Origin of the sequence: Streptomyces sp. NPDC087300 (genome assembly GCF_044744425.1) — a bacterium.
GTDB lineage: Bacteria > Actinomycetota > Actinomycetes > Streptomycetales > Streptomycetaceae > Streptomyces.
The window spans coordinates 143,905-169,615 of sequence record NZ_JBIUYI010000013.1; the positions used below are offsets into that span (position 1 = coordinate 143,905).

Genomic DNA, 25,711 nt, shown 5'->3' on the forward strand with positions numbered 1-25,711 from the left:
CCGGAGGCACGCCCCCCGTTCCGGAGGCAGCCCCTGATCCGGAGGCTACGCCCCGGGTACCGGGTCCCGCTCGACCGGACAGCTCATGCACCGCGGCCCGCCCCTGCCGCGCCCCAGCTCGCTCCCCCGGATCTCGATCACCTCGATGCCCTGCTTGCGCAGATGCGTGTTGGTCGTCGAGTTCCGCTCGTAGGCGACGACGACGCCCGGCTCCACCGCGAGGACGTTGCAGCCGTCGTCCCACTGCTCGCGCTCGGCCGCGTGCACGTCCTGGGTGGCGGTCAGGACCCGGATCTCGCTGAGGCCGAGCGCCGCGGCGATCGCCCGGTGCATGTGCTCGGGCGGATGGTCGGTGACCTTCAACTCCCGCTCGCCGACGCCCGGTTCGATGGTGTACGAGCGGAGCATGCCGAGCCCCGCGTACTGCGTGAAGGTGTCGCCGTCGACCATCGTCATCACGGTGTCCAGGTGCATGAACGCGCGCCGCTTCGGCATGTCGAGCGCCACGATCGTCTTCGCCGAGCCCGCCGCGAACAGCTTGTGCGCGAGCATCTCGACGGCCTGCGGCGTGGTCCGCTCGCTCATGCCGATGAGGACCGCGCCCCTGCCGATCACCAGGACGTCGCCGCCCTCGATGGTGGAGGGGTAGTCCGCCTGCCCCTGCGACCAGACGTGGAAGCCCTCGCCGCGGAAGAGCGGATGGTGCCGGTAGATCGCCTCGAAGTGCACGGTCTCGCGCTGCCTCGCGGGCCAGCGCATCGCGTTGATGGAGACCCCGTCGTAGATCCAGGCCGAGGTGTCGCGCGTGAACAGGTGGTTGGGCAGCGGGCCGAGCAGGAAGTCGTCCAGGTCCATGCAGTGGAAGCGCACGGACGTCGGTTCCGCGTTGCCCGCGAGGAACTCGCGCTTGGTCATCCCGCCGACCAGCGCCTCGGCGAGCTGGGCGGACGGCAGCGTCTCGAAGGCCATCCGCAGATGGCCGGTGGCCAGCGGCCCGTACTCCTTCTCGTCGAAGACCCGGTCCAGGACGAGGAGCCGCGCCTCTGGCACCTCCAGGGTCTCGGTCAGCAGATCGCCGAAGAGATGGACCTCGACGCCCCGGTCGCGCAGCACGTCCGCGAATCCGTCGTGCTCCTGGCGGGCCCTGCGCACCCACAGGACGTCGTCGAAGAGCAGGGCGTCCTTGTTGCTCGGAGTCAGCCGCTTGAGCTCCAGATCGGGGCGGTGCAGGATGACGCGGCGCAGCCGCCCGGCCTCGGAGTCGACATGGAATCCCATGGGTTCCATCTTTCCCCGGCCGGACGGCCTACGCGCGGTCAATCGCGCACCCCGTCACGGCCTCAGAGCCGCGGGTCCACCGGCTCCGACTCCAGGGCCAGGACGGCGAACACGGCCTCGTGCACCCGCCACAGCGGCTCGCCGTCCGCGAGGCGGTCGAGTGCCTCCAGGCCCAGCGCGTACTCACGGGTGGCGAGCGAGCGCTTGTGCCCGAGGAACCGGCCGCGCAGCTTGGCCAGGTTCTCCGGGCGCGTGTACTCCGGGCCGTAGATGAGCCGCAGGTACTCGCGGCCGCGGCACTTGATGCCGGGCTGCACGAGCCGCCCCTTGCCGTCGCGGACCAGGGCACCGACCGGCTTGACGACCATGCCCTCGCCGCCGCGGCTGGTCATCTCCAGCCACCAGTCGACGCCCGCGCCGACCGACTCCGCGTCGCCCGTGTCGACGTACAGCCTGCGCGTCGTCTGGAGCAGTCCGGTGCCGTCGTGCTCCACCATGCGGTCGATCAGGGCCAGCTGCTCGTCGTGCGGGAGCGCGGCGAGACTGCGGCCCTGGACGGCCAGGAGCTGGAACGGCGCGAGCCGCACCCCTTCGAGGCCGTCCGTCGGCCAGCAGTAGCGGCGGTAGGCGTCGGTGAACGCGGCGGCGTCCGCGGCCCGTTCGCGCTGCCCGGCCAGCAGCGCGCCGGTGTCCACGCCGCGCTCCCGCGCCGCTTCCAGGGCGGCCAGCGCGCCGGGGAAGACGGCACCGGACGCGGCGCCCACGGCCGCGTACTGCGTGCGGAGCAGCCCGGATGCCTTGAGCGACCAGGGCATCAACTCGGCGTCGAGCAGCAGCCAGTCCGTGGCCAGCTCGTCCCACAGGCCCGCCGCGGTGACGGCCTCGCGCACCCGGGCGAGTATCTCCTCGGTGACGGCCGCGTCGGAGAAGAAGGGGCGTCCGGTGCGGGTGCAGAGCGAGCCGGTGGGGCCGTCGACCCCGAACCGCTCGCGCGCCGCGTCCGCGTCACGGCAGACCAGGGCCACCGCGCGCGATCCCATGTGCTTCTCCTCGCACACGACGCGGCCGACACCGTCCGCCGCGTACGAGGCGAACGCCTCGGCCGGGTGCTCCAGGTAGCCCTCGCGCTGCGACGTCGCGGTCGGCGCCATCGTCGGCGGCAGGTAGGGCAGGAGCCGCGGGTCGACGGCGAAGCGGCTCATGACCTCAAGGGCCGCCGCCGCGTTCTCCTCGCGCACGGCGACGCGGCCCGCGTGCCGGGTCTCCACCGCGCGGCGGCCGTGCACGTCGGCCAGGTCAAGCGGGCGCCCGTCGTGCCCGCCCGGCGCCTCGGTGCGCAGCGGCTTCGACGGCTCGTACCAGACCCGCTCGGCCGGTACGTCGACGAGCTCGCGCTCCGGCCAGCGCAGCGCGGTGAGGCGGCCGCCGAACACCGCGCCGGTGTCCAGGCAGATGGTGTTGTTCAGCCAGGTCGCGGTGGGCACCGGGGTGTGGCCGTAGACCACGGCGGCGCCGCCGCGGTACTCCTCCGCCCACGGGTAGCGCACCGGCAGGCCGAACTCGTCGGTCTCGCCTGTCGTGTCGCCGTACAGCGCGTGCGAGCGCACCCGGCCCGACGTGCGGCCGTGGTACTTCTCGGGCAGCCCCGCGTGGCAGACGACGAGCCGGCCGCCGTCCAGGACGTAGTGCGAGACGAGTCCGTCCACGAACTCCCTTACCTGCGCGCGGAATTCATCGCTCTGCGCGGAGAGCTGCGCGACGGTCTCGGCGAGGCCGTGGGTGTGCTGGACGCTGCGGCCCTTGAGGTGACGGCCGAGCTTGTTCTCGTGGTTGCCCGGCACGCACAGCGCGCTGCCGCCCGCGACCATCGACATCACGCGACGCAGCACGCCCGGGGTGTCGGGGCCGCGGTCGACGAGGTCGCCGACGAACACGGCCGTACGGCCCTGTGGGTGGACGCCGTCCGCGTAGCCGAGCTTGCCGAGCAGGGTCTCCAGCTCGGCGGCGCAGCCGTGGATGTCGCCGATGATGTCGAAGGGTCCGGTGAGGTGGGACAGGTCGTTGTAGCGCTTCTCGGTGACGATCTCTGCGGACTCGACCTCCGTGACGCCCCGCAGGACGTGCACCTTCCTGAACCCCTCGCGCTCCAGGTTCCGCAAGGAGCGGCGCAGTTCGCGCTGGTGGCGCTGAATGACGCGGCGCGGCAGGCCCGCCCGGTCCGCGCGCGCGGCGTTGCGCTCGGCGCAGACGTCCTCGGGCACGTCGAGCACGATGGCGATGGGCAACACGTCGTGCGCCCTGGCCAGTTCGATCAGCTGCTTGCGGCTGTCGCTCTGCACGCTGGTCGCGTCGACGACGGTGCGGCGGCCCGCGGCGAGGCGCTTGCCCGCGATGTAGTGCAGCACGTCGAAGGCGTCGCGGCTCGCGCCCTGGTCGTTCTCGTCGTCGGCGACGAGCCCGCGGCAGAAGTCGCTGGAGATGACCTCGGTGGGCTTGAAGTGCCGCCGCGCGAAGGTGGACTTGCCGGATCCGGTGGCGCCGACCAGGACCACGAGGGACAGGTCGGTGACGGGGAGCGTCCGGCGCGGACCCCGCGCCTCGGTGCCGGTGCCGGTGCTGCTTTCGGTGCCGGTGCTGCTGTCGGTACTGCTGTCGTTGTCGCTGTCGTTCGTCATGCGGCCCGCACCTCCTTCGCGTTCTTGTCGTTCCGGGTGAAGACGGCCATCTGGGTCGGCGGTCCCACCTCGGGGTCGTCGTCGCCGACGGGCTCGAACCGGACGTCGTAGCCGTGCCGTTCGGCGACCGGCAGGGCCCAGGCGCGGAACTCCTCGCGGGTCCACTCGAAGCGGTGGTCGCCGTGGCGCACATGTCCCGCGGGGAGCGTCTCCCAGCGCACGTTGTACTCGACGTTCGGCGTCGTCACCAGGACGGTCCGGGGCCGCGCGGAGCCGAACACCGCGTACTCCAGGGCGGGCAGCCGCTCGATGTCGAGGTGCTCGACGACCTCGCTGAGCACGGCGGCGTCATACCCCTTGAGCCGCTTGTCGGTGTACGCGAGCGAGCCCTGCGTCAGCGTGACGCGCTCGGCCCTGCGCTCGCCCATGCGGTCCAGCTTCAGCCGCCGTGCGGCGACGGTCAGCGCGCGCACGGACACGTCCACGCCGACGATCTCGGTGTAGCGGACGTCCTTGAGCAGCTCCTGCACCAACTGGCCCTGCCCGCAGCCCAGATCGAGCACCCGGCCCGCGCCCGCGGCGGCCAGCTCGGCGAGGATCGCCTCGCGGCGCCGCACGGCGAGCGGTACGGGCTTGTCCTCCGTGTCGCTCTCCTCGTCGACGGCGTTGTCGATCTCGTCGACGTCCGTGTCGTCCGCGTCGGCGAGCCGCACCAGTTCGAGGCGCTGCATGGCCTCGCGGGTCAGCGACCAGCGGCGCGCCAGATAGCGGCTGGTGATGACCTTCTGCTCCGGGTGGTCGGCGAGCCAGCCGTCGCCCGCGCGCAGCAGCTTGTCGACCTCGTCGGGCGAGACCCAGTAGTGCTTGGCGTCGTCGAGGACCGGCAGCAGGACGTAGAGGTGCCGCAGCGCCTCGCCCAGCGTCAGCTTCCCCGCGGGCACGTCGAGCACGAGGCGCACGTACCGCGACGCGCCCCACTCCGGGAACCGCTCGTCCAGCGGCACGGGCGTCGCCGTCACCGTCCAGCCCAGCGGCTCGAAGAGCGCCCGCACCAGCTCCGCGCCGCCCCGCGCGGGCAGCGCGGGCACCTCGATCCGCAGCGGCAGCGGCTGCGCCGCCCGCTCGGGCCTGGCGTTGCACACGCCGCGCATGGCGCTGGAGAAGACCGCGCTCAGCGCCACGGCGAGCAGCGACGACGCGGCGTAGGGCCGGTCGTTCACGTACTGCGCGAGCGCCGCGTCGGGCGCCCCGCCCTTGCCCTTGCCCTTGCCCCGCCGCACGAGCGCGACGGGATCGATCTCCAGGAGCAGCGCGGCCGTGCAGCGCTCGTCGCCCGCCTCGGGGTAGAAGACATGAGCGGTGCCGTACGAGGTGGAGAACGCCTGCGTCTTCTCCGGATGCTTGTGCAGCAGGAAACCGAGGTCGGTCGCGGGGCGTTCGGGGGTGCCGGTGGTGCTGATCGTCAGGAACACGGGGTTGGCCTCGACTTGGATGTGGACTGCTGGGCGCGGGCAGGTGGAGGCGGCCCGGAACCCGGGCCCTGACGCACCACGACAGTGGGAAACGCGGCGGTCAGCCGCCTGCGGACGCCGTCACGCGGCGCGCCTGAACAACGTACAGCGAACGCCGGGGAGGCACCCGGGGATTTCCGCCCGGTCCGCTCAGGCCTCGCCCCACGCCGCGCGCAGCCCGGCCAGCGCCCGGTGGAAACCGGGGAAGGTCTTCTTCACGCAGCCGGGGTCGTCGAGCGTGATGCCGGGCGTCCTGAGCCCGGTGACGCTGAACGCCATGGCGATGCGGTGGTCGCGGTGGCAGGCGATGGGCGCGGGCCGGGGCGCGGCGGGGCGGATCTCGATCCAGTCGCGTCCCGTCTCGACCGGCACGCCGAGCGCCCGCAGGTTCTCCTCGCACGCCGCCAGGCGGTCGCACTCCTTGATCCGGGTGTTGTAGACGTCCTCGATGCGCACGGGCCCTTCGGCGAACGGCGCGATGGCGGCGAGCGTGGGCACCGTGTCGGAGATGTCGCGCATGTTCACCGAGACGCCGCGCAGCCGTCCGCCCTCGGCACCGGTGACGGTCACCGCGTCCTCGCCGATCCGCACGTCGGCGCCCATCTCGCGGAGTACGTCGACGAACCCCAAGTCGCCCTGCAACGCGCCGGAGCCGAGACCGGGCACCGTGACGGAGCGCCCGGTCACGGCGGCGGCCGCGAAGAAGTAGCTGGCCGTGGAGGCGTCCGGCTCGACCTGGTAGTCGCGGGCCCGGTAGATCGCCGCGGGCACCCGGAACGTGTCGCCGGTGCGCCGCACCTCGACGCCGAAGGAGCGCATCATCGCGAGCGTGATCTCGACATAGGGCACCGAGACCAGGTCGGTGACCGTGATGTCCAGCCCCTGCTCGGTGAGCGGCCCCACCAGCAGCAGCGCCGTCAGGAACTGGGACGACAGGCCCGCGTCGAGTACGAGACGGCCGCCCTTGATGCCGTCGGCGCCGATGACGAGCGGGTGGTGGCCGGGCGCGCCCTCGAAGGCGATGTCGACGCCGAGCTCCTGGAGCGCGTCCGTGAGCGGGCCGAGCGGCCGGGCCCGCATCTGCTCCGACGCGTCGAAGCGGAACCTGCCGCGCCCCGCGGCGGCGAGCGCGGGCAGGAACCGCGCGGTGGTGGCGCCGTCCCTGCAGTACACATCGGCGGTGTCGACGCCGGGCCCCTGCGGACGCCCCGTGACGGCCCACTCGCCGGGCCGGGTCTCGACCTCGTACCCCAGCGCGCCGAGCCCCTCGGCGAACCCCTCGGTGTCGTCCGACCGCAGCGGCGCGCCCAGCACGGTCGTGCCCCGCGCGGCGGCCGCGAGGAAAAGGCCGCGCGCGGTGATGGACTTCGAACCGGGGATCTCCACGACAGTCACGCGCCGAGTCTAGTGACCTGGTCGACGAGCCGGCCTGGCACGGGCAGCGGGAGCGGATCGGGGGCCGGGGCGCCGGGCAGCAGCCGCCAGCAGCGGCGCCGGGCGAGCGCGCGCAGCGCGGCATCGCCGCCGACGACCGCGGCGGATCCGGTGGCCTCCAGCATGGGCAGGTCCGAGGCGTGGTCGCCGTACGCGACGCAGTCCGCGGGCGCCACCCGGTGCGCGGCGGCGGCCAGTCGCACGGCGTCGGCCTTCGCGCGGCCGATCATGGGCGGGCGGACGAGCCTCCCGGTGTAGCGGCCGTGCGCGATCTCGGGCGAGGTGGACCACACCTCGTGGGCGCCGACGTGCTCGGCGAGCGGCGCGAGGCAGGCGGCGAACGAACCGGAGACGAAGACGATCCGGTCCCCGGCGGCCCGGTGCCCGCGCAGGGCGTCCAGGGCGCGGTCGTTGAGGAATCCGCCCTGCCCGAGTTCGGCGGCGAACCAGTCGCGGGCCAGCGCGGAGACGCGCGCGGCGTCGGCGCCCGCGAAGTTCTCGAAGTACGCGAGGTTCGTGCGCTCCCTCGGGACGCCGATCTCCGTCATGGCCTTGAGCCGCTGGCGCCGCCGGTCGTACTCGTGGGGCTCGTGGCCCTCGGCGGCCAGGTAGTGGCGCAGGAACCGGAAGAGGGTCGTCGCCGTGGTCAGGGTGCCGTCGACGTCGAAGAACGCCAGCCGGGCGCGGTCGCGGTGCATCGGTTCTCCTTCAAGTGCGGGCGGGCAGCGGCCTGTTGGGGGTCGGCCGCCGCCCCGCTCGGCCCGCGCGGTCCGTGCGGTGGGGGTTTAGGCGGGCACGCCCTTGGCGCGCAGGAGCTCGATGGTCCCCGCGATGTTCCCGGCCTCCTGGAGCTCCTCGTCGGTGACCTGCACGCCGAACTGCTTGGTCAGCGCGACGGCGAGCTCGACCAGCACGAGGGAGTCGAAGCCGAGCATGTCGTACGCCGTGTCGGCGGTGGTGCCCTCCGGGGCCTCGTACTCGGTGGTCAGGATCTCCATCAGCTCGTCGGAGAGCGAGGTGGAGCCGACGGGGGCGTCGGACGGGGTCAGGGTCTGCGTGGTCATGTCGTGTCGCTTTCTGTTCCGTGGTTGCTGAGGTCGGTGCGGAAGTCGGTGCGGAAGTCGGTGCGATGCGGCCGGAAGGCCGTCGGTCCGTCAGGCCGGGGTGACGTCGGGCCAGGTCAGCGCGACCGAGCCCCAGGTGAGCCCGCCGCCGAACGCGGTGAGCAGGACGCGGGAGCCCGGGGTGAGCGTGCCCTCGGCGGCCGCGTGGGCCAGCGCCAGCGGGATGGAGGCGGCCGAGGTGTTGCCGACCCGGTCGAGGTGGACGACGGCCCGTTCGTCGGGGATGCCGAGCTGCCGGGCGAGCGCCTTGAGGATGCGGGCGTTGGCCTGGTGGCCGACCAGGTGGTCGACCTGGTCCGTGGTCCAGCCGATGCTGTCGAGCACGGAGGTGGACGACTCCGCCATCCTGGCGACGGCGGCGGCGAACACCTTCTTGCCCTGCATCGTGAAGTACCGGTCGTCGGGGTCGGGTTCGCCCGGCGTGGAGCGCTGCCGGGAGCCGCCGGCCGGGATGCTGATGAGGTCGCGGTGCAGACCGTCGGAGCCCAGGTCGACGCCGAGCAGGACGCCCGGCTGCGCCGGGTCGGCGGCCGCCGCGAGGACGACGGCGCCCGCCCCGTCGCCGAAGATCACCGAGGTGGTCCGGTCGGCGGGGTTGATGATGGTCGAGTAGGTCTCGGCGCCGATCACCAGGATGCGTTCGGCCTGTCCCGCGGTGATCTGCGCGGATGCGGTGGCCAGGGCGTAGAGGAATCCGGAGCACACGGCCGAGATGTCGTACGCCCCGATGGGACCGAGCCCCAGGCGGGCCGCGACGTCGGGCGCGGTGGCCGGGCACGGGTGGTCCGGCGTGGTGGTGGCGAGGACGACGGCGTCCACGGCCCCCGGTTCCGCGTCGAGCCCGGCGGACTTCAGGGCCCGGTGCCCGGCCTCCACGGCGAGGTCGCCGGTCGAGGTGCCGGGCGAGACCCGGTGGCGGGCGCGGATGCCGGTCCTCGTGGTGATCCACTCGTCGGTGGTGTCGAGTTCGGCCGCGAGGTCCTCGTTGCTGATGACCCAGGGCGGTAGGTAGCTGCCGAGTCCCATGAGCGCGGCAGGTCGGTACGCCATCGCGTGGCCTTCCTTTCCTGTTGCGGAGTGTGGTGGTCGGTCAGGGCAGGAGGTGGGCGACGTTGCAGGAGAGGCTCAGGCCGCCGTACGTCGCCTGGATCCGCGCGGCGCGCCAGGTGCCCTCGGCGGTGGGCAGTTCGTTCGGGCGGGCCAGGACGACGCGCAGGCGCCGGTCTGCGGCGGGCCGCTCGGCGGGTTCTCCGGCGGGTTCTTCGGCCGGGGCGATGGTGGTGCCGCGCATCCAGAGCGTGTTGGACGTGGCGCGGTCGAGGCCGTCGAGCCGGTAGAGCAGCACCTGGCCGAGCTGGAGGGAGGCCACGAAGAGGTCGACCATCGTCGGTTCGAGCGGCTCCGGCGCCGCGCCGTCGAGGGCGTCGGGCGCTTGGAGCGCTTCGGTGATCCGCAGTTCGGCATCGGCCGACAGGGAGTCGGCGGCGCCCGCCACGTCGAGGAGGTACTGGTGGCGGCCGTGGTGGGAAGCCCCGTACGGCGCGTCGTTCCAGACGCCCGGCAGATACTCGGGGTGGGCGTAGGAGCCCTCGGTCCGCACGGTCGCGGCGGAGCCGGAGTGCTCGGCCTCGACCCGGACGGTCATCGAACCGATCCGGCAGTCCATGGTCGTCAACAGGCGGTCGGTACCCGGGAGTTCACGGGTCGACTCGTGCAGCGCGGACACCGGGAAGCGGTCGAGGGACTCCTCGTCGGGCGTACAGCCCGCCTTGATGCACAGCGACCGTACGACGAAGTGGCCGGTCGGGGGAAGCTCGTGGACGTGGGCCGCGTAGAGGCCGGTGAGCTGGGCCGCGAACTGCATGGCGTCGATGGTCGACAGGTGCGGGCGCTGGTGCGACTCGCCCTTGCGGGACCAGACGCCGGGGATGCGGATCCCCGCGTCCGCGTCGACGGTGCCCGGCGCCGAAGCGCCGGCGGGCCGGACGGTGATGGCGCTCAGGCCCTGCGTGACGCGCTTGAAGCCCTCGCCGAAGAAGCGTCCTTGACGGTCGCCGAGCGCGTCGTCGACGGAGTCGAGACGGAATCTCTCCCTGGTGATGGTGGTGCCCTGCATGGTTGTCCCCCTCTTGTGTTGCCCTGGATCGGGCCCTCCCCGCCCGCACGGGCGGGGAGGGGCTGCGCGGGGGCGGCGCGGCGGCCGCCCGCCGCGTCAGTGCTCGCTGTCGCCGAGCTGCGCGGTGAAGACGCCGTGGTGGAAGTAGGCCCAGAGCTCGGCGATCAGTCCGTCCTCGTCGAGGCGGAAGACCGAGATGCCCGACCAGTTGACCGGCTTGCCGTCGGTGGTGACGACGGCGCCGCGCCAGTGCACGGCCGTCTGGCCGCCCGTGGTGTAGGCGTCGACGGGCGTGATGCCGAGGAAGGGGTCGAACTGGGGGATCACCTTGCGCAGCCGGGCGAGGATCGCCTCGCGGCCGCTGATCGGCTCGCTGCCGACCGGGTCGTGGAAGAGACCGTTCTCGGCGAAGGCCCCGGCCCAGAGGTCGGCGTCGGCGGCCTGCGAACCGGCGTAGAACTGGTGAACGGCCTTGGGCATGGCGGGAAACGTCATCGTATTTCTCTCTTTCTTGTGCAACAGGGTGTTCGCAACGGGGTGTTGCGAGGCATGTGTGGGTGGGGATGTGGTGGTGGGGATGTGCGGGTGGAAGCGTGGTGCCGGTCGTTCAGGAACCGATGACCTCGGCGACCAGCCGGTCCGGCCGCACGAGGAGTCCCCTCGCGCCGTCCGGCACGGTGACGCGGCCGCCAGCCGGCCGGGCGACCCGGCGCACCTCCCGTACCGGGGGAAGCGGCAGATCGCTCGTCACCGACGCGGGCTCCGTGTCGTCGAACCACAGCAGCGTGCAGGCGTCGATCCGGTCGCTGGGAGGGAGGAACGGCGCCAGCCCGCCGTCGGCACCTCTGACCCAGGTGGGCACACGCGCCCCCGGAGTCAGCTCGTAGCGGTCGCCGCGCTGGTTCCCGTGGTCCGGATAGAGCTGGCTCCAGCTCAGCGCGAGGTCCGCCAACTCCCCTCGTACGGAAGGGTCGTCGATGTCCCGCGCGGTCCGCATCCGGTCGATGAGCGGTGCGAGGAACGTGGTCCGGCCGACCTGCGCCGCATAGGACCGCCGTTCGGCCTCGTACCCCGCGAGCACGCCCGCGTCGCCGTGGTCGAGGGCCGCGCGCAGCCGCCAGGCCAGGGCCAGCGCGTCGCCGATGCCCAGGTTCAACCCCTGCCCCCCGGCAGGGGTGTTGAGGTGGGCGGCGTCCCCGGCCAGGACGACAGCACCGGCGACCCAGCGGTCGGCGACCCTCAGGTCCACGGAGTAGTGGCTGGTCCGCAGGGCCTCCGCCAGCTTCAGGCGGCTGCCGAACCCCAGGGTGTCGATCGCGTCGGAGATCCGGGGCCAGGGCACCGACTCCCCCCGGTCCAGGGTGAGTCCGTTGACCACGGGCCCCGCCATGAGCACCTGGTCGCCGGGGATCGGCATCATCGTGACCATGCCGTTCGCCCCGACGTGCACGCCGACCTCGTCGCGGCCGACGAGCTCCTGAGGGACCCCTTCGATGAGCAGATAGCTCGTGGAGAGGCTGCGGCCCGACATCGGGATGCCCAGGGACTCCCGCACCGCGCTGCGCGGTCCGTCGCTGCCGACCAGGTAGGAGCAGCGGACGTCGTCGTGGCCGTCGAAGCGGACCACGGTCCCGGAGCCGTCCGCGGGACTCTCGTGGGACAGGTAGCTGACGCCGTACTCGATCCGGGCACCGTATCCGAGCGCGTACTTTTCGAGCAGCCCTTCCAGGACCGGCTGCGGCATGTTCCGGTAGCCGTCCCTGTCACTGTCCATGCCCGTCATGCCGACGGTGAAGGACCCGGTGCCGTTGAGGTGGAAGGCGAACCGTTCGAGCGGGATGCTGCGGTCGAGCACCTCGTCCAACAGGCCGAAGGAGTCGAGGAGTTCGAGCGTCGGCGCGTGCAGGACGACGGCCTTGGGACGGTCGCCGCGGTCGATCCTGCGCTCCACGACGAGGACCTTCACCCCGGCCCGGGACAGCAGGCCCGCGAGGACGAGGCCGGTGGGTCCTGCGCCGACCACGACGACATCGACGTCCTTCATGCCACCGACACCGGCTTCGACTGCTCCTCGGCCACCGGCTCCGGTGCGGGCTCGGCCTTGTTGAAGAACCTGCCCAGGATGTCCGGGTTGGCCACCAGGATGATCGCGGCGCAGACGAGCACGCCGCCGAGGAGCTGGAGCGGGGTGAAGCGTTCGCCGACCGCCAGCCAGCCGAGGATCGCCGCGGTGACCGGGTTCATCAGGGTGAGCGGCGCGGTCAGGGAGACCGGCAGGCGCTGGACGCCGGAGAGGTAGAGGGCGAAGCCGAGCGCGCCGACCACGAACGCGGCCCAGACCAGACCCAGGAGCTGCTTGCCGGTGAAGCTCGGCGGCGCGCCCTCGAAGACGAACGCGAGCGGCAGCAGGAAGACGGCGGCGCCGAGCAGGGTCCAGCCCGCCGTGGTGAGGCTGTGCACACCCTCCGGGCGCCCCCACTTGCGGGCGAGTACGGTGCCGACGCCCATGCTGGACGCGGAGCCGATGCCGGCGAGGACGCCGATCGCGTCGAGCGTCGCCGAACTGCGCAGCACGAGCAGCGCGACACCGACGACGCCGATGAGGCAGGCGACGTAGTGGTGCGGCCTGATCTTCTCCTTGAGCACCACCGAGGCGACCGCGATGGCCACCAGGCTCGACATGGCGTTCAGGGTGGCCGCGACGCCGCCGGGCAGGCGCTGCGCCGAGATCAGCAACAGGACCGTGAACAGGCCCATGTTGAGCGTGCCGAGCACGAGCGACTTCCACCACCACGCGCCGCGCGGCAGGCCGAAGCGGATCGCGAGGAGCAGCAGGCCGGCCGGAAGGACCCGGAAGAAGCCGTCCCAGTAGGGCGTCGGCGGCAGGTAGTGGGCGGCGACGAAGAAGAGGGTGCCGCCGATGGCCGGACCGAGTCCGGTGCGGACGAGCAGGGCTGAGTTTTTCATCTGGTGAGCTCCGTGGAAGGTACGGCCAAGGGCGCCGGGTCCTGGGTCATGCGCGGGTCAGGCGGCGAAGGCCTCGGCGATGGCGTGGCTGTCCTCGTACATGTGGTAGCGGCTCACGCGCCCGTCGGAGACCGTGAAGTGCAGCGCGTAGTGGTTGGTGAACTTCCGTCCGGTGGCAAGGACCCCGAAGACGCACCGGGCCGTCACGACGGCGTGCTCGCCCTCGGTCACGCGGCCGGTGAGCTCGAAGGACTCCGGCATGGTGAGGACCTGGCCGAACGTGCCGAAGAACTCGGCGAGTTCACCCTTGCCGGAGCGCGTGCCGGTCCACGGGACCTCCGGCGCGCCGCTGACGCGGAAGTCCACGTCGTCGGCGAAGAGCGCGACGGTCCCGTCGACGTCACCGGAGCCGAAGGCGCCGAAGAAGGCGTCGACGACCGTGTCGGTGACGGTGGTCGACGCGGCGGCGCGCCCGGCGAGGACGATCGCGGTCTGCTCGGCGACCCGGGCACCGAGGTACTCGGCGGTGGCGACGTCCGCCTTGGACACGTCCTGGGGCGGCAGGTCGGCGGGGGTGCTGGCCGCGGCGCCGTTGAAGTACCCGAGCCGGTTGAGGTCGTTCTCCGACTCGGTGCTCGTGTGCCAGCCCGGGTGCAGGCCCAGGTTGACCCAGTTCATCTGGTGCTGCGCGCCGAGCGTCGCGAAGTAGGCGAGCGTGGAGTGCTTGTCACCGGCCTTGCAGGCCGCGTTGGTGAAGCCGGCACCCAGCTTGTCCCGCCAGACCGCGCCCGCCCACCGCTTGCTCGTGGACTCCGCGAACACATGGAACTTGCCGGCCGCCGAGCCCATGTACGTGGGCGATCCGAAGACGATCGCGTCGGCGTCGTCGAGCACCTGCCACTGCTCGTCGGTGATCGTGTCGACGCGCACCAGGGTGACCTCCGCACCGGCGTCGGTCGCACCGTCGGCGACGGCCTGCGCCAGCACGTCGGTGTGGCCGTAACCCGAGTAGTAGGCGATCGCGACGGTGGGCTTTCTGGACATGAAGAGGTTCCTCCGATGAGGGTCAGGTGGTGGTAAGTGCCGGGATACGGCGGGGAGTTGACGGAGCGTCGGAGCAGGTGGCGGGGCTCAGGCCGCCGCGGCGCGCTCGGTCTCCATGCGGAAGTCCTGGCGGCCGTAGTCGAGCCACGCCAGATCGATCGCTTCCGCGGTGCTCATGACGGGCTCCAGACCGAAGATCCCCGCGATGGTCTCCAGGCGCTCCGGCATGGAGCCGCTGACGACGTGGTACGGGATCTCCAGCTCGTCGAGCGTCCGCAGGAGCATCGAGTCGATGGTCGCGCGGAACGCCTCGTTCATCGGGCGGTGCCCGTCGGCGGCGATGGGCAGCTCGTGCTGGAGGTGCACGTAGGCGTCGTAGGTGTCCTTGACGTGCTGCTTCAGTGCGTGGCCGTACTGGTCGACGACCTGGCCGAAGAACCGCATCTCCGCGGAGAGTTCGGTGACCTTGCCGCCCTCGTTGCCCGCCGTGGCGTTGGGGTTCATCCCGTGGATGACGCGGCCCGCGCCGTACAGCCACTCCTGGAGCGAGGAGCCGTCGGAGATGAAGTGCTCGCCGAGCATGGCCTCCTGGGCGACGCGGCCCGAGTGCCTGCGCAGCATCAGCTGGAGGAACTCGTGCGGAGCCACCTCCGAGAGCGCCTTGCCGGGGAACGTCTCCGGCAGGATCTCCCGGATGGTGCGGGCCAGCGTGCGCGGTACGCCGGTGTAGTGGGCCAGCGCCATCACGGTCGATGTCTTGCCCGCGGAGTAGGTGCCGGATATGGCGATCTTCATGCGTAGGGGCCTTTCGGCTCGGAGAAGGGGGCGCGCTCGGCGCGCGCTCGGCGCGGAACGAGCCGAGGGTCGTCGTGCTTGTGCTGCGTCGTGCCGTGGCGCTGTGCCGCGCTCACACACACGGGGCGGGTAACGAGGCGGGGAGACACCCGGTACCTGCGATGCGGATCCTCACGAGCGTCTCCCCCTTCCGTCCTGCGTGACCGGCGTCGTCCGCCGCTGCCTCGGTGGCGCAGACAGGAACTTAGGAAAGGGCGGCCGTGAGCGCGAACGATTCGGCCGGGCCCCGAAACCATGGGGCGGGACGGCGCATCATTTCGAGGACGGCCGAAAAGCATCGGCGCCGAGAGTGCCCTGCCTGGGCCCGTTCGAAGCCCGGCCTGGGCGCCAACTCCCCCGAAAACGCCGCAGGGAGGACCGTGTGACACGGTCCTCCCTGCGTCCCGCTCGCCGAGCGGGCGTCTGCGATCTGGCTGTGATCCGCCTCAGGGCCGCAGCGCCCGGAGGAACAGATCGCGCGTCTCCGCCCAGCGGTCGGTGATGTCGGCGCGGCCGTGCAGTACGTCCGAGACGTGCTGCACGCCGAAGAACGCGGAGACCAGGGACCGGGCGACGGCGGCCGGATCGACGTCCTGCGCGAGCTGCCCCTTGTCGTACGCGTCGGCCAGGAGCGAGCGCAGCAGCTCGGTCCAGTCGACGTACGGCGTGGGGAGTTCGGCGTCGATGTGCGGGCGCTCGATCTGCAGCCGGGCGCCGCCGCGCACGACGACGTTGTCACGGAAGGCGAGCGCCGCACCGTCGAGCATCGCCAACGCCGTGTCCAGCGCGGGGAGTTCGCGCTTCTGCACCTCTTCGAGCAGCCGGGGCCAGTACGCGTAGTGCCCCTCGACGACGGCGACGGCGAGCGCCTCCTTCGTCGGGTAGTGGAAGTACACGGCGCCCTTGGTCATCTCGACGGCCTCGGCGATGTCCTTGACGGACGTGTGCCGGAAGCCGCGCGTGGCGAACAGCTCCGACGCCACGTCGAGGATGACGGCCTTGGTGCGCGCCGACCGGTCCTGCCGTGGCTCGGGGCCGCGTGCGGTGGTGATTTTCCTGGCGTTGAAGGCCACCGAGGCGGTTCCGTCGGCGGAGGTGGGTCGTGGCATGAGGCGTCAGCTCTCCGGGTGCGGGCCGAGTCGACGAGGGGGGTCGACGTTGAGGCTTGAAAGATACCTTCCTGTAGGTATATTTTCGACCCCGCTGATCAACGGATCAAGAGACGCGCTGTTCAGAGCATTCCTGCGGCCGTCTCACGGGGTTGCTTGATCGGTGTCCGGAGGGGGGGTCTGAACCTCCGGGCGCCGACGGGGAGGGATTCGAGATGACTGTGCATGCCTTTTCCGCTGGGGAGCGGACGAGTACGCATGAGGAAGCGCCGGGCGGAAGACGCCCGGCGCCGGAGGGTGAGAGACGGGGCGGGGCCGAACCACCGAGCACACGCGTGCCGCGACAGGGCGGTCGCGCGCCACGGCAGAGCGCCCACGTACCGAGGAAGCTGGTGCACAAGGCCGCGGACGGCGAGGTGCTCCTCCAGGACGCGGTACGCACCGGCGAGAACCGGTTCACGGTGGCGGTGCGCATGCCGCGGAACCACTTCCTCGGCCAACGGGGGGCGGCGTCCACGCCGGCTTCGACTTCCACGTCCGCTTCCGAGTCCGCGTCCGCTTCCGCGGGCACGGGCACGGGCACGGGCACGGGCACGGCCACGGGCATGACCGCAGGCGATCCGCTGCTGCTCGCCGAGGCGGTGCGCCAGTCCGCGATCTACCTCTCGCACCGCTTCTACGGCATCCCCGAGGGCCACGCCTTCATCCTGTCGGCGCTCGACTTCGCACTGGACGAGCCGCTGCCGGTCGGCGGCCCCGACGCGGCGCCGCTGGTCCTGGAGATCACCTGCGTCACGGCCCCGCGCGGCCCGCGCCGACTCGGGGCGACGCTGGAGGCGGAGGTCCACCGCGACGGCCGCCGCATCGGGCGCGCCGGAGCACGGTGGCAGGCGGTGGACCGCCGGCAGTACGCGACGCTGCGGATGCGGGGCGGCGGCACCACGCTCCTCCCTGAGGCGCCGGCGGCGCCGCACGCGCCGAGCACGCTCCTGACACAACCTCACCCTCCTTACACGGACGAGGTGTTGAAGCCCATTCCGGGCGTGGAAGGCCAGTGGCAGGTCCGTCTCGACCTCGGCCACCCCGTGCTCTTCGACCACCTCAGCGACCACATACCGGGCATGGTCCTCCTGGAGGGCTTCCGCCAGGCGGCCCTGCCGACGGACACGACCCTGTCTGCGGACACGGTCCGGTCGGCAGACACGGACGGCCCTCTCGCGGCGGCCGTCTCCTTCCACGCCTTCGGTGAACTGACGGACCCGCCCGTGCTGGTCGTCCGGCAGAACGGTGCGGAGTACGCGAAGGGCGCGGACCGCGACGCACACCACTTCACCGCGGTCCAGGGCGGCCGCACGATCGCTTCGTGCACGGTGTCGGTCGCCACGGACCGGGTCGCTACTGACCGGCTCGCGACGGACCGGCTCGCTACGGACCGGCTCGCTACGGACCGGGTCACCCAGGACCGGACCGCCACCGCCCAGGTGACGGCCTCCCTCCTCGATGGCGGCCCCGCATGCTGACCGCCGACCTCACCCCCCTCACCGCCCTCCCCGACCACACCTCCGTCGCGGCTCTCGCGGACGGTGAGCGCGGCGCGATGGACGGGCGCAGATCGCTCTCCGTACCGCTCGCCGACGCGCTCACCCGGGCCGGGTTCCCGCGCCACTTCGTCCCCTCCGAACACGGCGGAGCCGCCGGTACCTTCGGCGCCCTGCTCGACTCGGTGGCGGGCGTGGGCGAGACCTGCGCCTCGACCGCCTGGGTCGCCGCGCTCTACGCGGCGCACGGCCGGCTCGCCTCCTACCTGCCCCGCGCGGGCCGCGACGACCTGTGGCGCGGGACCCCGGACACCCGCATCGCCGCGTCCGTGATCCCGCCGCGCGGCGAGGCCGTCCCCGCACCGGACGGCTGGCGCCTGACCGGGACCTGGACACTGGCCAGCGGCGTGGACCACGCCGAGTGGGTGCTCCTGGCCAGCCGGACCCCCGGCGAGGGCGAAGCGGGGCACCGCGTCTTCGCCGTACCGCGCGAACGCGTCTCGGTCCGCGACACCTGGAACTCCGTCGGCCTGCGCGGCACCGGCAGCAACTCGGTGGTGGTGACGGGTGAGTTCGTGCCCGCGTACCGCACGTTCACGCTCGCGGACCTCGGCCGGGTACGGCCGGGCGCGGCGCGCTGCCACCGGGTTCCGTACGCGATGGTGGCCTCTCTGATGTTCGCGGCACCCGCCCTCGGCTCCGCGCTGGGCGCCCTGCGCGACTGGCGGATCCGGATGACGGCGAAGGTACGGGCCGACGGACGCCCGGCCCTCGCGGGCGGCGCCGCCCAGCAGTTGATGGCGCGCGCGTCGGCCCAGATCCACTCCGCGCAGCTGCTGCTGCGCCAGGCCGCCTGGCAGGCGGACCACGCCGACGCGACACCGCTCGCCGTCGCGTCGAACCGCAGGGACGCGGCGCTCGCCGTCGAACTCTGCTCGGGCGCGGTCGACAGCCTCTGGCGGTCCATGGGCGCGAGCGGTCTCGCGGAAGGCGACCCGGTGCAGCGCCGTTGGCACGACATCGCGGCCGTGGCCTCGCACGCCGCGGTCAGCTTCGAACCGGCCGCCGAGGCGTACGCGCGGGCCGCGCTGGAAGCGGAGGGCCTGGCATGACGCCGACGGCAACGATCGCGATGACGACGGCGATGACCACGACGACCGCGGCAGCCGGGTCGGGCACGGGCGCGGCGGTGACCGCGGGGACGGAACCGCGCCGCGCGGCGTTCTTCGACGTGGACGAGACGCTGCTCGCGGCCAAGAGCATGCTCTCCTTCTGGGACCACTGGCTCGCGCGGGGCGGCAGGGACAGCGCGGGCGGCACGAACGTCACGGACGCCAAAGTCCCCGGGGCCGGGACCGGGACCGGGGCCGATGCTCTCGTCACCCCCGGAACCGCCCCGCCCGACCGCGCCGCCCTCAACCGGGCCTACTTCAGGCGCTACCGGGGCGCCCGCCCCGACGAACTCGGCACGGCGGGCCAGGAGTGGTACGCCGCCTACCGCGCCGCCCCTTCCGCCTTCGTCACCGCGTCGCTCGCGGCCCTGCGCCGGCACCGGGCGGCCGGGCACGCCGTGGTCCTCGTCTCCGGTTCGGCGAGCCCGATGCTCCGTCCGCTCGCCGACGACCTGGGCGCCGAAGCCGTACTCTGCACCGAACTGCTCGTCGGCGAGGACGGCCTGCTCACCGGCGACGTCAAGCGCCCGATGATCGGCGGCGCCAAGGCCGCCGCCGTCGCCGCCTACCTGGCCGAGCACGGCATGTCCGCCGACGACAGCCACGCGTACGGCGATCACGCGAGCGACCTGGACATGCTGCGCACCGTCGGGCACCCCGTCGTGGTCGGCGACGACCCGGAACTCACCCACTGGGCCGTGCGCGAGGGCTGGACCCGACTGCCCGCCGCCACGGGCCCGGCCGTCCGACGGCCGCGGTGACGATCCAGCTCCCCGCTCCCTCGCCCGCGCGTGCTGTCGGCACCCGCGGGCGAGGGAGCGGGAGCACCCGGAGCCAGGAACAGAACCCCAGGCAGAGAAGGGAATCGACGAACATTCGGAAAACATACCTTTGCGAAGGAATTTTACGCGAGGATGGGCAGGCGGCCGGCAACGCGACGACGGCGTCGCACCGGCGGAAGGAGTCACACATGGTCCAGCAGGAAAGGGCCCGGCGCACCAGAGAGCGCATCCTGAACCTCACGGCCGAGGGCATCGCGACCCAGGGGTTCACCCGCACCAACCTCAAGGACGTGGCCAAGGAACTCGGCATGACCACCGGTGCGCTCTACGGGCACTTCACCAGCAAGGAAGCGATCGCCGACACACTGGAGCGCGCGGCCACCGAACGGTGGGCCCTGCTGCGCGACGCCGCCGACTCCCCCACCCTGCCCCCCGAACAGGCCCTGGACAGCGCGGTCTTCGGCCTCGTCCGCGCCATGGCCGACCCCCGCATGCGCGCCGTCGTCCGCCTGGCCGCCGAGGGCCCGCCCCGCGCGGCCGCCGTACCGAACCTCCTCGACACCGTGGCCGCGTTCCTGCTGTCACAGCTGCGCCGCGCCTGGCACCACGACGAGGCGGGCCCCGCCCGCACCTGGCGCCCCGAGCCCGTCACGCAGATCCTGCTCGGCCTCATCTGCGGCGCCGTCTTCACCCGGCGCGGCGCCACGGAGGAGGAGTCGCAGTCGGACTGGGAGGAGGCGGCCCGCGTCCTGCTCGGTGCGCTACGGGAGGACCGCGGGAAGGACCACCTTGCCCCCGCCCCGGCCTACACCGGCCAACTCCCCCTGCCCTGACGCCTGACACCCACCCGTCGGCCAGCACCCAGCGGCCACCTCTCCCCCGTTCCACCCCGTGAGTTCGTTCGCTTCCGACCGGACCCACCCGACCTCAAAACATACCTTTGCAAAGGTTTTTTTCTTCGTCTCCGTCCGTCACACCACCACCCTGAAAGGCCCGTCGTGACCATCGCCGACTTCCGCACCACCGTCCCCAGTCACCGCCTCCGCACCCCGATGGCCCCGCGCGCCACCGCGACCCCCTTCCCACCCGCCACCACGCCCACGGGGATGGCGGCCCCGTCGTACCCCGCCGTCGTCCTGGACGGCCCCGCCCTCTCCCGCACCCGGTTCATGATCTCCCCGCTCAACGAGACCCTCGCCGAAGCCACCCGCTACGCCGGCTCCGCCGCCCCGCACCCCACCCGCCTCTACCGGCACCGGGCCGCCGTGCGCACCGCCCATGCCGACGCCGTCCTGCGGGCCCTGTCGGAGGCGCTGCGCGCGACCCGGTGGCCGAAGGCCGGGCTCCTCTCGCCCGCCCGGCTCACCGGCATCACCTGCCCCGACTTCGACCAGGAGTTGGGCGCCCTGCACGGCAGGCTGCTCGACGCGGACGCCGACACCGCAGACGTCACCGTCCTGCTCGACGCCCTCCGCGCGGCCTACGAGTTGTGGCTCGCCGACGACTGGCCAGGGAGGCTGAGATCCCTAGAGGACGACCTCGCCTACCGCGCCCACCTGTTGATCCGGTACGGCGCCGAACAGGTCATCGACTCCCTGCACGAACAGGTCAGCTACGCCGACCAGTTGCTGTACGTCACCCCTCCCCCGACCGCCCTCACCGGAGCGGCCGAGCCCCACTACGTCCCGCAGCGCGCGGCCGAGGGACTACTCATCGTGCCCAGCTGGACCGCCCAGCACCCGGCCCTGCTCTGCGGCGGCGAACTGCCGGTGCTGCGCTATCCCGCCCGCAACGGCTTCGACCTGCGGGCCGAGAGCGAGCGCTCCGCTCCCCGGCCGCAGGCGATCACCGCCCTGATCGGCCGGGCCCGCTCCCACGCACTGGCCTCCATCGGCACCGGATGCAGCACCACGGAGCTCGCCGACCGGCTCGGCGTGGGAGCCGCGACCGCATCCAGCCACGCCACGGCGCTGCGCCGCGCGGGCCTGATCGTCACGGTCCGGCGCGGCAAGCGCGTGGAGCACCTGCTCACCGACCTGGGCTCCCGTCTCCTGAACGCGGGCAGCGACAACGCGGGCGGCGATACGGGTGACCGGCCGGGCGGCCCGGCGTAGGCGCGGGGGCCTACGCCGGGCCGCCAGAAGGGCCCTAGGGCCTGATGCAGGTGACCGCCGGGCACCGGAGGGGTGAGCCCGGCGGTCACGTTCGGGGCCCGGACGGTGAGGTCCGGGCAGTGGGGTCGCCTAGGAGAGCTGCGACTGGACCTGGGAGGAGATCAGCTCCAGGTGGTCCAGGTCGGACAGGTCCAGGCACTGGAGGTAGATGCGGCTCGCGCCGATCGCCGCGTACTTGCCGATCTTGTCGACGACCTCGGCCGGGGACCCTGCCAGCCCGTTGGCCTTGAGCTCGTCCACGTCGCGTCCGATGACGGCCGCCCGGCGGGCGACCTCCGCGTCGTCCTTGCCGACGCAGGCCACGAGCGCGCTGGAGTACACCAGGTCGTCGCCCTTGCGTCCGGCCTGCTCGGCGGCCGCGCGGACCCGGCCGAACTGCCGCTCGCTGTCCTCAAGGGAGGCGAAGGGAATGTTGAACTCGTCGGCGAACTGGGCGGCGAGCCGCGGGGTGCGCTTCGCCCCGTGCCCGCCGATCAGCACCGGCACCTTGGCCTGCGCGGGCTTGGGCAGGGCCGGGGAATCGGTGAGCTGGTAGTGCTTGCCGTCGTGCGAGAAGGTCTTGCCGGTCTCCGTCGCCCACAGACCGGTGACGATCTGGAGCTGCTCCTCCAGGCGGGCGAACTTCTCCTTGGGGAACGGAATGCCGTACGCCTTGTGCTCGTCCTCGAACCAGCCCGCGCCCAGACCCAGTTCGACCCGGCCGCCCGACATCTGGTCGACCTGCGCCACCTGGATGGCGAGGACGCCGGGCAGCCGGAACGTGCCGGCCGTCATCAGCGTGCCGAGACGGATCCGCTTGGTCTCACGGGCGAGCCCGGCCAGGGTGATCCAGGCGTCCGTGGGTCCCGGCAGACCGTCGGCGGAGCCCATGCGGAGATAGTGGTCGGAGCGGAAGAAGGCGTCGAACCCGAGGTCCTCGGTGGCCTTGGCGACGGTGAGCAGGGTGTCGTAGGTGGCCCCTTGCTGGGGCTCCGTGAAAATTCGAAGATCCATGGCTCCATCCTGCACGGTCGAACGCCCGTCAACCCCGCTGGTCCCGCCGATCCCCCGCCGCCCCGGTCGGGTGAATATCCGTCAACACGGCGCTCGGCGTGTGCCCGCCCCAGTGACCCCGCCCGTCCGGTGATCGTTGGCTCGGGCGGAGCCGGACCGCCCGGCACCCGCGCCGGCGGCCGCAGCCGGGGCGTCGCTTGTGTCAACTGCCCTTCCCCCGTGGAAGGGCGAGGGCCGAGGAGGCCGTCATGTCCCAGGAAGCCGTGCCCGAGCAGGAGGCCGCGCACGATCCGTCCGTGCCTGCCCAGCAGGGCGCACCCAAGGGCCTGCTGCAGCAGATGGAGGAGTTGATGGCCGCGCTCAACGCGGATCTGACCCAGCTCGACGCCGATCTGCAGCAGTCCGGGCCGCCGGGTGCGGCGTCCCCCGACTCTCCGGACACCACGTCCACCGGCACCACGTCCACCGGCACCACGCCCTCGGGCGCCGGATCCGGGGGCGCGGCCGGGTCCGACCGCCTCTGACGGCACCGGCGCAGCCCCCGCTCCTCCGCGACCCTGCCCTCCGGCGGGGTCGGCCCGGAGCCACCTCATGATTGCCCCGCCGCCGAGTCGGGCTCGGGCAGGCCCTGTTCGCGCACCGCGAGCCTGCGCAGCATCTCGATGACCCGGTCCCTCGACTCGTCGGCGGCGTCGATCGCTTCCATGCACTGCCAGTACACCCCCTCCTCGGCCGCGCCCATGGCCACGCCGACGAGCGCGATCCCCACCTCGCCGAGCAGCCTGCCGAGTCCGAGAAGGACCTCGTGGGCGTCGCCCGTGTCCGTCAGCCGCGCCGCCCGTATGTCCTCCGTCCCCAGGTGTGGGGCGTCGAGCACCCCGCAGGCTCTGCCCCCTACTTCGCTCAGGCCCAGCGCCTCGCCGCGCAGCTCGGGAGGGCCCGCCACCGCCAGGCGGCTGCCGATCGCCTGCGCGAGTGCCTGCGACTGCCAGACCTCCGCGACGATGTCGGCGGGGTCCTGACTCCGTGCCAGAGCGCGCCTGTTCGCCTCGATGAGCCGCATCGCGTTCATGCGCAGCCCCCCTTCCCTCCCGCACGCGCCCGCCGCACGTCGCCCCAACTCCGCTGTCCACTACCCAGAGTGATACTCATCCGGGCGAAAAGCCAGGGGAAGCCGGAAATCTGTGGACAACTAATCAAGTTTGGACAAGCCATCCACTCCGGAGAGTGACGAAAATGCGGGAGAGGGGGTTCTACGGGCCCTCGGCCACCGGAAAACGCCCCTCGTTCCGGTCGATCTTCGCGGCCAGCGCGGCCAGCGCGTCGACCCCGAGGACCTCGCAGAACTGCAGGAGATAGGCGAGGACATCGGCGACCTCGTCCTGCACGCGATGGGCGGATTCCGGGTCCGCCATCACCCGCGCCGACTGCTCGGGCGTCAACCACTGGAAGATCTCGACCAGTTCGGACGCCTCCACGCTCAGCGCGGCGGCCAGGTTCTTCGGGGTGTGGTACTGCTCCCAGTCGCGGGCCGCCGCGAACTCGGCCAGCCTGCGCTGCAGTCCCGCCACATCAAGTTCTGTCACGGTTCAAGGTCTACCACCACCGCGGCACCGGCAGCGGCGGCCGCCCACACGGTGTCCCGCACCGCCCCCACCAGGCGGATGTGCCCGCGGGCGCAGCAGCGGGCGGCCAGTTCGGCGAGGGCCAGCGACTGCCGCGGATCGAGGCGGCGGTCGAGGCCGTCCACCAGGAGCGTGAGCGTCTGGTACGCCTCGGGGACCTCGGCCACCGGGTCGCCCGCGAGGACACCGGGCCCGGTCAGGAGCACCAGCGCGAGGGCCACGTACCTCAACTCGCCGTCGCCGAGCCTGGCCAGCGGCGTCCGCACCCCGTCGCCCCGGTCGATGAAGGCGTGCACCGCCCCGTCCTCCGCCTCCTCGGCCAGCACGTCGACGACGGGTCCCGCGCAGCCGGTGCGCACCGCGGAGACGAACAGTCCGTGGCGTACCGCGCACTCCGACCGCGTGCGCCACAGCACTTCGGCGAGGTTCTCGCAGCCGCCGAGGAGCCGGCCGGCGCCGACGAGTCCGGCGGGGACCGGGGCGCGCATGCGGCTCGGCCGCGGGTCGCATGCGAACGCCGAGCGCAGCGCGACCACCACCTGTTCCGCGGCGGCGAGCACCAGGCGCTGGCCCGCCGTCTTGCCCGCGACGCGCAGCGGGACGAGCGCCGTACCGAGCCGGTCGTCGGGCATCGGGGCGCGGGTCACGGGCGCCGGGCCCGCCGTGTGCCAGGCCGCCTGCACCATGCGGCGGCCGGGATCGCGCAGCGCCGTCTCCAGGAGCGTGAGGCCGCCGATGCTCAGGCGCTCGCCCACGACGCGCAGTTCGGGCTCGGCCTGGACGGCGAGTTCGAGCCGGACCGGACCGACCGCCCCGTCGACCGTGCAGCCGATGCGGAAACCGCGGCGCTGCTGGTCGTCGGCGCGGGCGCGCTCGGGCACGCACGAGACGGGGTCCGCGAAGACGTCGACGAGTTCGGCTCCCGCGCTGAGCCGCGCCAGCGCCTCGTACGCCCGCAGCGCGCTGGTCTTCCCGCTGCCGCTCGGCCCCGTGACGAAGGTCAGCGGGCCGAACGGGAGCACCGAGCTCCGGTGCCCGGCGAAGGCGGACAGCCGCAGCTCGGTCACCTGCGGCCGCCCGCGACCTGCCAGTGGCTCCGCGACCGACACCGGGGAATGGACCGTCATGTCCGGACGGTAAGCGGCGCCGGATCAGGTGAACCGTTCCGCCCAACCGACCTTCCTACGATCGAGGGATTCCGCCGGAAGAAGACCCGTCCCTGACGGCGAGGGGCTAGGGCCTTTCGTTTGGATCAGGCCGGATCAGGGAGCGGGGTCTGGTGCGTGCGATCGCAAGGCGGAGGAGGGCGGCAACGCGGAGCGTTGGCAACCGACG

General features: G+C 72.6%; 23 protein-coding genes and 2 pseudogenes. 6 read left to right on the forward strand and 19 right to left on the reverse strand.

From position 1 onward, the window contains the following. Nucleotides 1-45: 45 nt before the first annotated feature. From ACIO9J_RS39340 to ACIO9J_RS39410, 15 genes and pseudogenes are all read right to left on the reverse strand, one after another. Nucleotides 46-1,278, reverse strand: a complete 1,233-nt coding sequence (locus tag ACIO9J_RS39340; protein ID WP_402009992.1) for an arginine deiminase — start codon at nucleotides 1,276-1,278, stop codon at nucleotides 46-48. 62 nt (nucleotides 1,279-1,340) lie between these two features. Beyond that, nucleotides 1,341-3,953: a polynucleotide kinase-phosphatase gene (locus tag ACIO9J_RS39345; RefSeq protein ID WP_402009994.1), complete on the reverse strand. Its 2,613-nt coding sequence runs from the start codon at nucleotides 3,951-3,953 to the stop codon at nucleotides 1,341-1,343. Then, on the reverse strand, nucleotides 3,950-5,425 hold the full coding sequence (locus tag ACIO9J_RS39350) for a 3' terminal RNA ribose 2'-O-methyltransferase Hen1 (RefSeq protein WP_402009996.1): 1,476 nt from the start codon (nucleotides 5,423-5,425) through the stop codon (nucleotides 3,950-3,952). The genes ACIO9J_RS39345 and ACIO9J_RS39350 overlap by 4 nt, the downstream gene beginning before the upstream one ends. 189 nt (nucleotides 5,426-5,614) lie before the next feature. Further along, a complete protein-coding gene (aroA, locus tag ACIO9J_RS39355; RefSeq protein ID WP_402009998.1) occupies nucleotides 5,615-6,859 on the reverse strand; it encodes a 3-phosphoshikimate 1-carboxyvinyltransferase in 1,245 nt (414 codons plus the stop codon). Then, nucleotides 6,856-7,596 (reverse strand): HAD-IB family hydrolase, encoded by a 741-nt coding sequence (locus tag ACIO9J_RS39360; RefSeq protein ID WP_402010000.1) that lies wholly within the window; start codon nucleotides 7,594-7,596, stop codon nucleotides 6,856-6,858. Before ACIO9J_RS39360 ends, aroA begins: the two co-directional genes overlap by 4 nt. 87 nt (nucleotides 7,597-7,683) lie before the next feature. Further along, nucleotides 7,684-7,962 (reverse strand): acyl carrier protein, encoded by a 279-nt coding sequence (locus tag ACIO9J_RS39365; protein ID WP_402010001.1) that lies wholly within the window; start codon nucleotides 7,960-7,962, stop codon nucleotides 7,684-7,686. Nucleotides 7,963-8,052: 90 nt separating this feature from the next. Further along, entirely contained in the window at nucleotides 8,053-9,072 is a 1,020-nt protein-coding gene (locus ACIO9J_RS39370) for a beta-ketoacyl-ACP synthase III (RefSeq protein ID WP_402010003.1), read from the reverse strand. Nucleotides 9,073-9,112: 40 nt separating this feature from the next. Continuing rightward, a complete protein-coding gene (locus ACIO9J_RS39375) occupies nucleotides 9,113-10,138 on the reverse strand; it encodes an AvrD family protein (protein ID WP_402010005.1) in 1,026 nt (341 codons plus the stop codon). Between the two features lie 96 nt (nucleotides 10,139-10,234). Then, the gene (locus tag ACIO9J_RS39380) at nucleotides 10,235-10,618 is read right to left on the reverse strand and encodes a nuclear transport factor 2 family protein (RefSeq protein WP_402010007.1); all 384 of its coding nucleotides are present in this window, start codon (nucleotides 10,616-10,618) and stop codon (nucleotides 10,235-10,237) included. A gap of 127 nt (nucleotides 10,619-10,745) precedes the next feature. Beyond that, the gene (locus tag ACIO9J_RS39385) at nucleotides 10,746-12,182 is read right to left on the reverse strand and encodes an FAD-dependent oxidoreductase (RefSeq protein ID WP_402010009.1); all 1,437 of its coding nucleotides are present in this window, start codon (nucleotides 12,180-12,182) and stop codon (nucleotides 10,746-10,748) included. After that, nucleotides 12,179-13,105 carry a DMT family transporter gene (locus tag ACIO9J_RS39390; RefSeq protein WP_402010010.1) on the reverse strand — a complete coding sequence of 309 codons (927 nt, stop codon included), beginning with the start codon at nucleotides 13,103-13,105 and terminating at the stop codon, nucleotides 12,179-12,181. The genes ACIO9J_RS39385 and ACIO9J_RS39390 overlap by 4 nt, the downstream gene beginning before the upstream one ends. Before the next feature lie 57 nt (nucleotides 13,106-13,162). Further along, a complete protein-coding gene (locus ACIO9J_RS39395) occupies nucleotides 13,163-13,591 on the reverse strand; it encodes a nuclear transport factor 2 family protein (RefSeq protein ID WP_402010040.1) in 429 nt (142 codons plus the stop codon). Then, nucleotides 13,568-14,149 (reverse strand): annotated as a pseudogene (locus ACIO9J_RS39400) (flavodoxin family protein); the annotation flags it as partial. The gene ACIO9J_RS39395 and the pseudogene ACIO9J_RS39400, both read right to left, overlap by 24 nt. Nucleotides 14,150-14,236: 87 nt before the next feature. Then, nucleotides 14,237-14,944, reverse strand: a complete 708-nt coding sequence (locus ACIO9J_RS39405) for an ATP-binding protein (RefSeq protein ID WP_402010012.1) — start codon at nucleotides 14,942-14,944, stop codon at nucleotides 14,237-14,239. Between the two features lie 485 nt (nucleotides 14,945-15,429). Next, complete coding sequence (locus ACIO9J_RS39410) at nucleotides 15,430-16,092, reverse strand: ScbR family autoregulator-binding transcription factor (RefSeq protein WP_402010013.1); 663 nt, start codon at nucleotides 16,090-16,092, stop codon at nucleotides 15,430-15,432. A gap of 392 nt (nucleotides 16,093-16,484) precedes the next feature. Between ACIO9J_RS39410 and ACIO9J_RS39415 the strand changes: the two genes are divergently transcribed. The 5 genes from ACIO9J_RS39415 (at nucleotide 16,485) to ACIO9J_RS39435 (ending at nucleotide 21,698) form a co-directional block, all read left to right on the forward strand. After that, complete coding sequence (locus tag ACIO9J_RS39415) at nucleotides 16,485-17,612, forward strand: AfsA-related hotdog domain-containing protein (RefSeq protein ID WP_402010015.1); 1,128 nt, start codon at nucleotides 16,485-16,487, stop codon at nucleotides 17,610-17,612. Further along, nucleotides 17,606-18,742, forward strand: coding sequence for an acyl-CoA dehydrogenase family protein (locus tag ACIO9J_RS39420; protein WP_402010017.1), 1,137 nt, complete (start codon nucleotides 17,606-17,608; stop codon nucleotides 18,740-18,742). Before ACIO9J_RS39415 ends, ACIO9J_RS39420 begins: the two co-directional genes overlap by 7 nt. Further along, nucleotides 18,739-19,563, forward strand: a complete 825-nt coding sequence (locus tag ACIO9J_RS39425) for an HAD family hydrolase (protein ID WP_402010019.1) — start codon at nucleotides 18,739-18,741, stop codon at nucleotides 19,561-19,563. The genes ACIO9J_RS39420 and ACIO9J_RS39425 overlap by 4 nt, the downstream gene beginning before the upstream one ends. A gap of 209 nt (nucleotides 19,564-19,772) precedes the next feature. After that, nucleotides 19,773-20,417, forward strand: a complete 645-nt coding sequence (locus ACIO9J_RS39430) for a TetR family transcriptional regulator (RefSeq protein ID WP_402010021.1) — start codon at nucleotides 19,773-19,775, stop codon at nucleotides 20,415-20,417. Between the two features lie 165 nt (nucleotides 20,418-20,582). Then, complete coding sequence (locus ACIO9J_RS39435; protein ID WP_402010022.1) at nucleotides 20,583-21,698, forward strand: hypothetical protein; 1,116 nt, start codon at nucleotides 20,583-20,585, stop codon at nucleotides 21,696-21,698. Nucleotides 21,699-21,827: 129 nt separating this feature from the next. Here the strand turns inward: ACIO9J_RS39435 and ACIO9J_RS39440 are convergent, their stop codons facing one another. Next, nucleotides 21,828-22,751: an LLM class F420-dependent oxidoreductase gene (locus tag ACIO9J_RS39440; RefSeq protein ID WP_402010024.1), complete on the reverse strand. Its 924-nt coding sequence runs from the start codon at nucleotides 22,749-22,751 to the stop codon at nucleotides 21,828-21,830. Nucleotides 22,752-22,999: 248 nt separating this feature from the next. Between ACIO9J_RS39440 and ACIO9J_RS39445 the strand changes: the two are divergent. Next, nucleotides 23,000-23,185, forward strand: a pseudogene (locus tag ACIO9J_RS39445) (hypothetical protein); the annotation flags it as partial. Between the two features lie 155 nt (nucleotides 23,186-23,340). Here the strand turns inward: ACIO9J_RS39445 and ACIO9J_RS39450 are convergent. The 3 genes from ACIO9J_RS39450 to ACIO9J_RS39460 form a co-directional block, all read right to left on the reverse strand. Further along, a complete protein-coding gene (locus ACIO9J_RS39450) occupies nucleotides 23,341-23,823 on the reverse strand; it encodes a DUF6099 family protein (protein WP_402010026.1) in 483 nt (160 codons plus the stop codon). Nucleotides 23,824-24,004: 181 nt separating this feature from the next. Then, nucleotides 24,005-24,337 (reverse strand): nucleotide pyrophosphohydrolase, encoded by a 333-nt coding sequence (locus ACIO9J_RS39455; RefSeq protein WP_402010027.1) that lies wholly within the window; start codon nucleotides 24,335-24,337, stop codon nucleotides 24,005-24,007. Beyond that, nucleotides 24,334-25,503 (reverse strand): ATP-binding protein, encoded by a 1,170-nt coding sequence (locus ACIO9J_RS39460; RefSeq protein ID WP_402010029.1) that lies wholly within the window; start codon nucleotides 25,501-25,503, stop codon nucleotides 24,334-24,336. Before ACIO9J_RS39460 ends, ACIO9J_RS39455 begins: the two co-directional genes overlap by 4 nt. Between the last annotated feature and the right edge of the window lie 208 nt (nucleotides 25,504-25,711).

Bases quoted from the DNA above. Each gene is read 5' to 3' on its own strand.
- ACIO9J_RS39340 (WP_402009992.1), bottom strand. From the start codon at position 1,278: ATGGGATTCCATGTCGACTCCGAGGCCGGGCGGCTGCGCCGCGTCATC.
- ACIO9J_RS39345 (WP_402009994.1), bottom strand. From the start codon at position 3,953: ATGACGAACGACAGCGACAACGACAGCAGTACCGACAGCAGCACCGGC.
- ACIO9J_RS39360 (WP_402010000.1), bottom strand. From the start codon at position 7,596: ATGCACCGCGACCGCGCCCGGCTGGCGTTCTTCGACGTCGACGGCACC.
- ACIO9J_RS39365 (WP_402010001.1), bottom strand. From the start codon at position 7,962: ATGACCACGCAGACCCTGACCCCGTCCGACGCCCCCGTCGGCTCCACC.
- ACIO9J_RS39370 (WP_402010003.1), bottom strand. From the start codon at position 9,072: ATGGCGTACCGACCTGCCGCGCTCATGGGACTCGGCAGCTACCTACCG.
- ACIO9J_RS39375 (WP_402010005.1), bottom strand. From the start codon at position 10,138: ATGCAGGGCACCACCATCACCAGGGAGAGATTCCGTCTCGACTCCGTC.
- ACIO9J_RS39380 (WP_402010007.1), bottom strand. From the start codon at position 10,618: ATGCCCAAGGCCGTTCACCAGTTCTACGCCGGTTCGCAGGCCGCCGAC.
- ACIO9J_RS39385 (WP_402010009.1), bottom strand. From the start codon at position 12,182: ATGAAGGACGTCGATGTCGTCGTGGTCGGCGCAGGACCCACCGGCCTC.
- ACIO9J_RS39390 (WP_402010010.1), bottom strand. From the start codon at position 13,105: ATGAAAAACTCAGCCCTGCTCGTCCGCACCGGACTCGGTCCGGCCATC.
- ACIO9J_RS39405 (WP_402010012.1), bottom strand. From the start codon at position 14,944: ATGAAGATCGCCATATCCGGCACCTACTCCGCGGGCAAGACATCGACC.
- ACIO9J_RS39410 (WP_402010013.1), bottom strand. From the start codon at position 16,092: ATGCCACGACCCACCTCCGCCGACGGAACCGCCTCGGTGGCCTTCAAC.
- ACIO9J_RS39420 (WP_402010017.1), top strand. From the start codon at position 17,606: ATGCTGACCGCCGACCTCACCCCCCTCACCGCCCTCCCCGACCACACC.
- ACIO9J_RS39425 (WP_402010019.1), top strand. From the start codon at position 18,739: ATGACGCCGACGGCAACGATCGCGATGACGACGGCGATGACCACGACG.
- ACIO9J_RS39430 (WP_402010021.1), top strand. From the start codon at position 19,773: ATGGTCCAGCAGGAAAGGGCCCGGCGCACCAGAGAGCGCATCCTGAAC.
- ACIO9J_RS39440 (WP_402010024.1), bottom strand. From the start codon at position 22,751: ATGGATCTTCGAATTTTCACGGAGCCCCAGCAAGGGGCCACCTACGAC.
- ACIO9J_RS39450 (WP_402010026.1), bottom strand. From the start codon at position 23,823: ATGAACGCGATGCGGCTCATCGAGGCGAACAGGCGCGCTCTGGCACGG.
- ACIO9J_RS39460 (WP_402010029.1), bottom strand. From the start codon at position 25,503: ATGACGGTCCATTCCCCGGTGTCGGTCGCGGAGCCACTGGCAGGTCGC.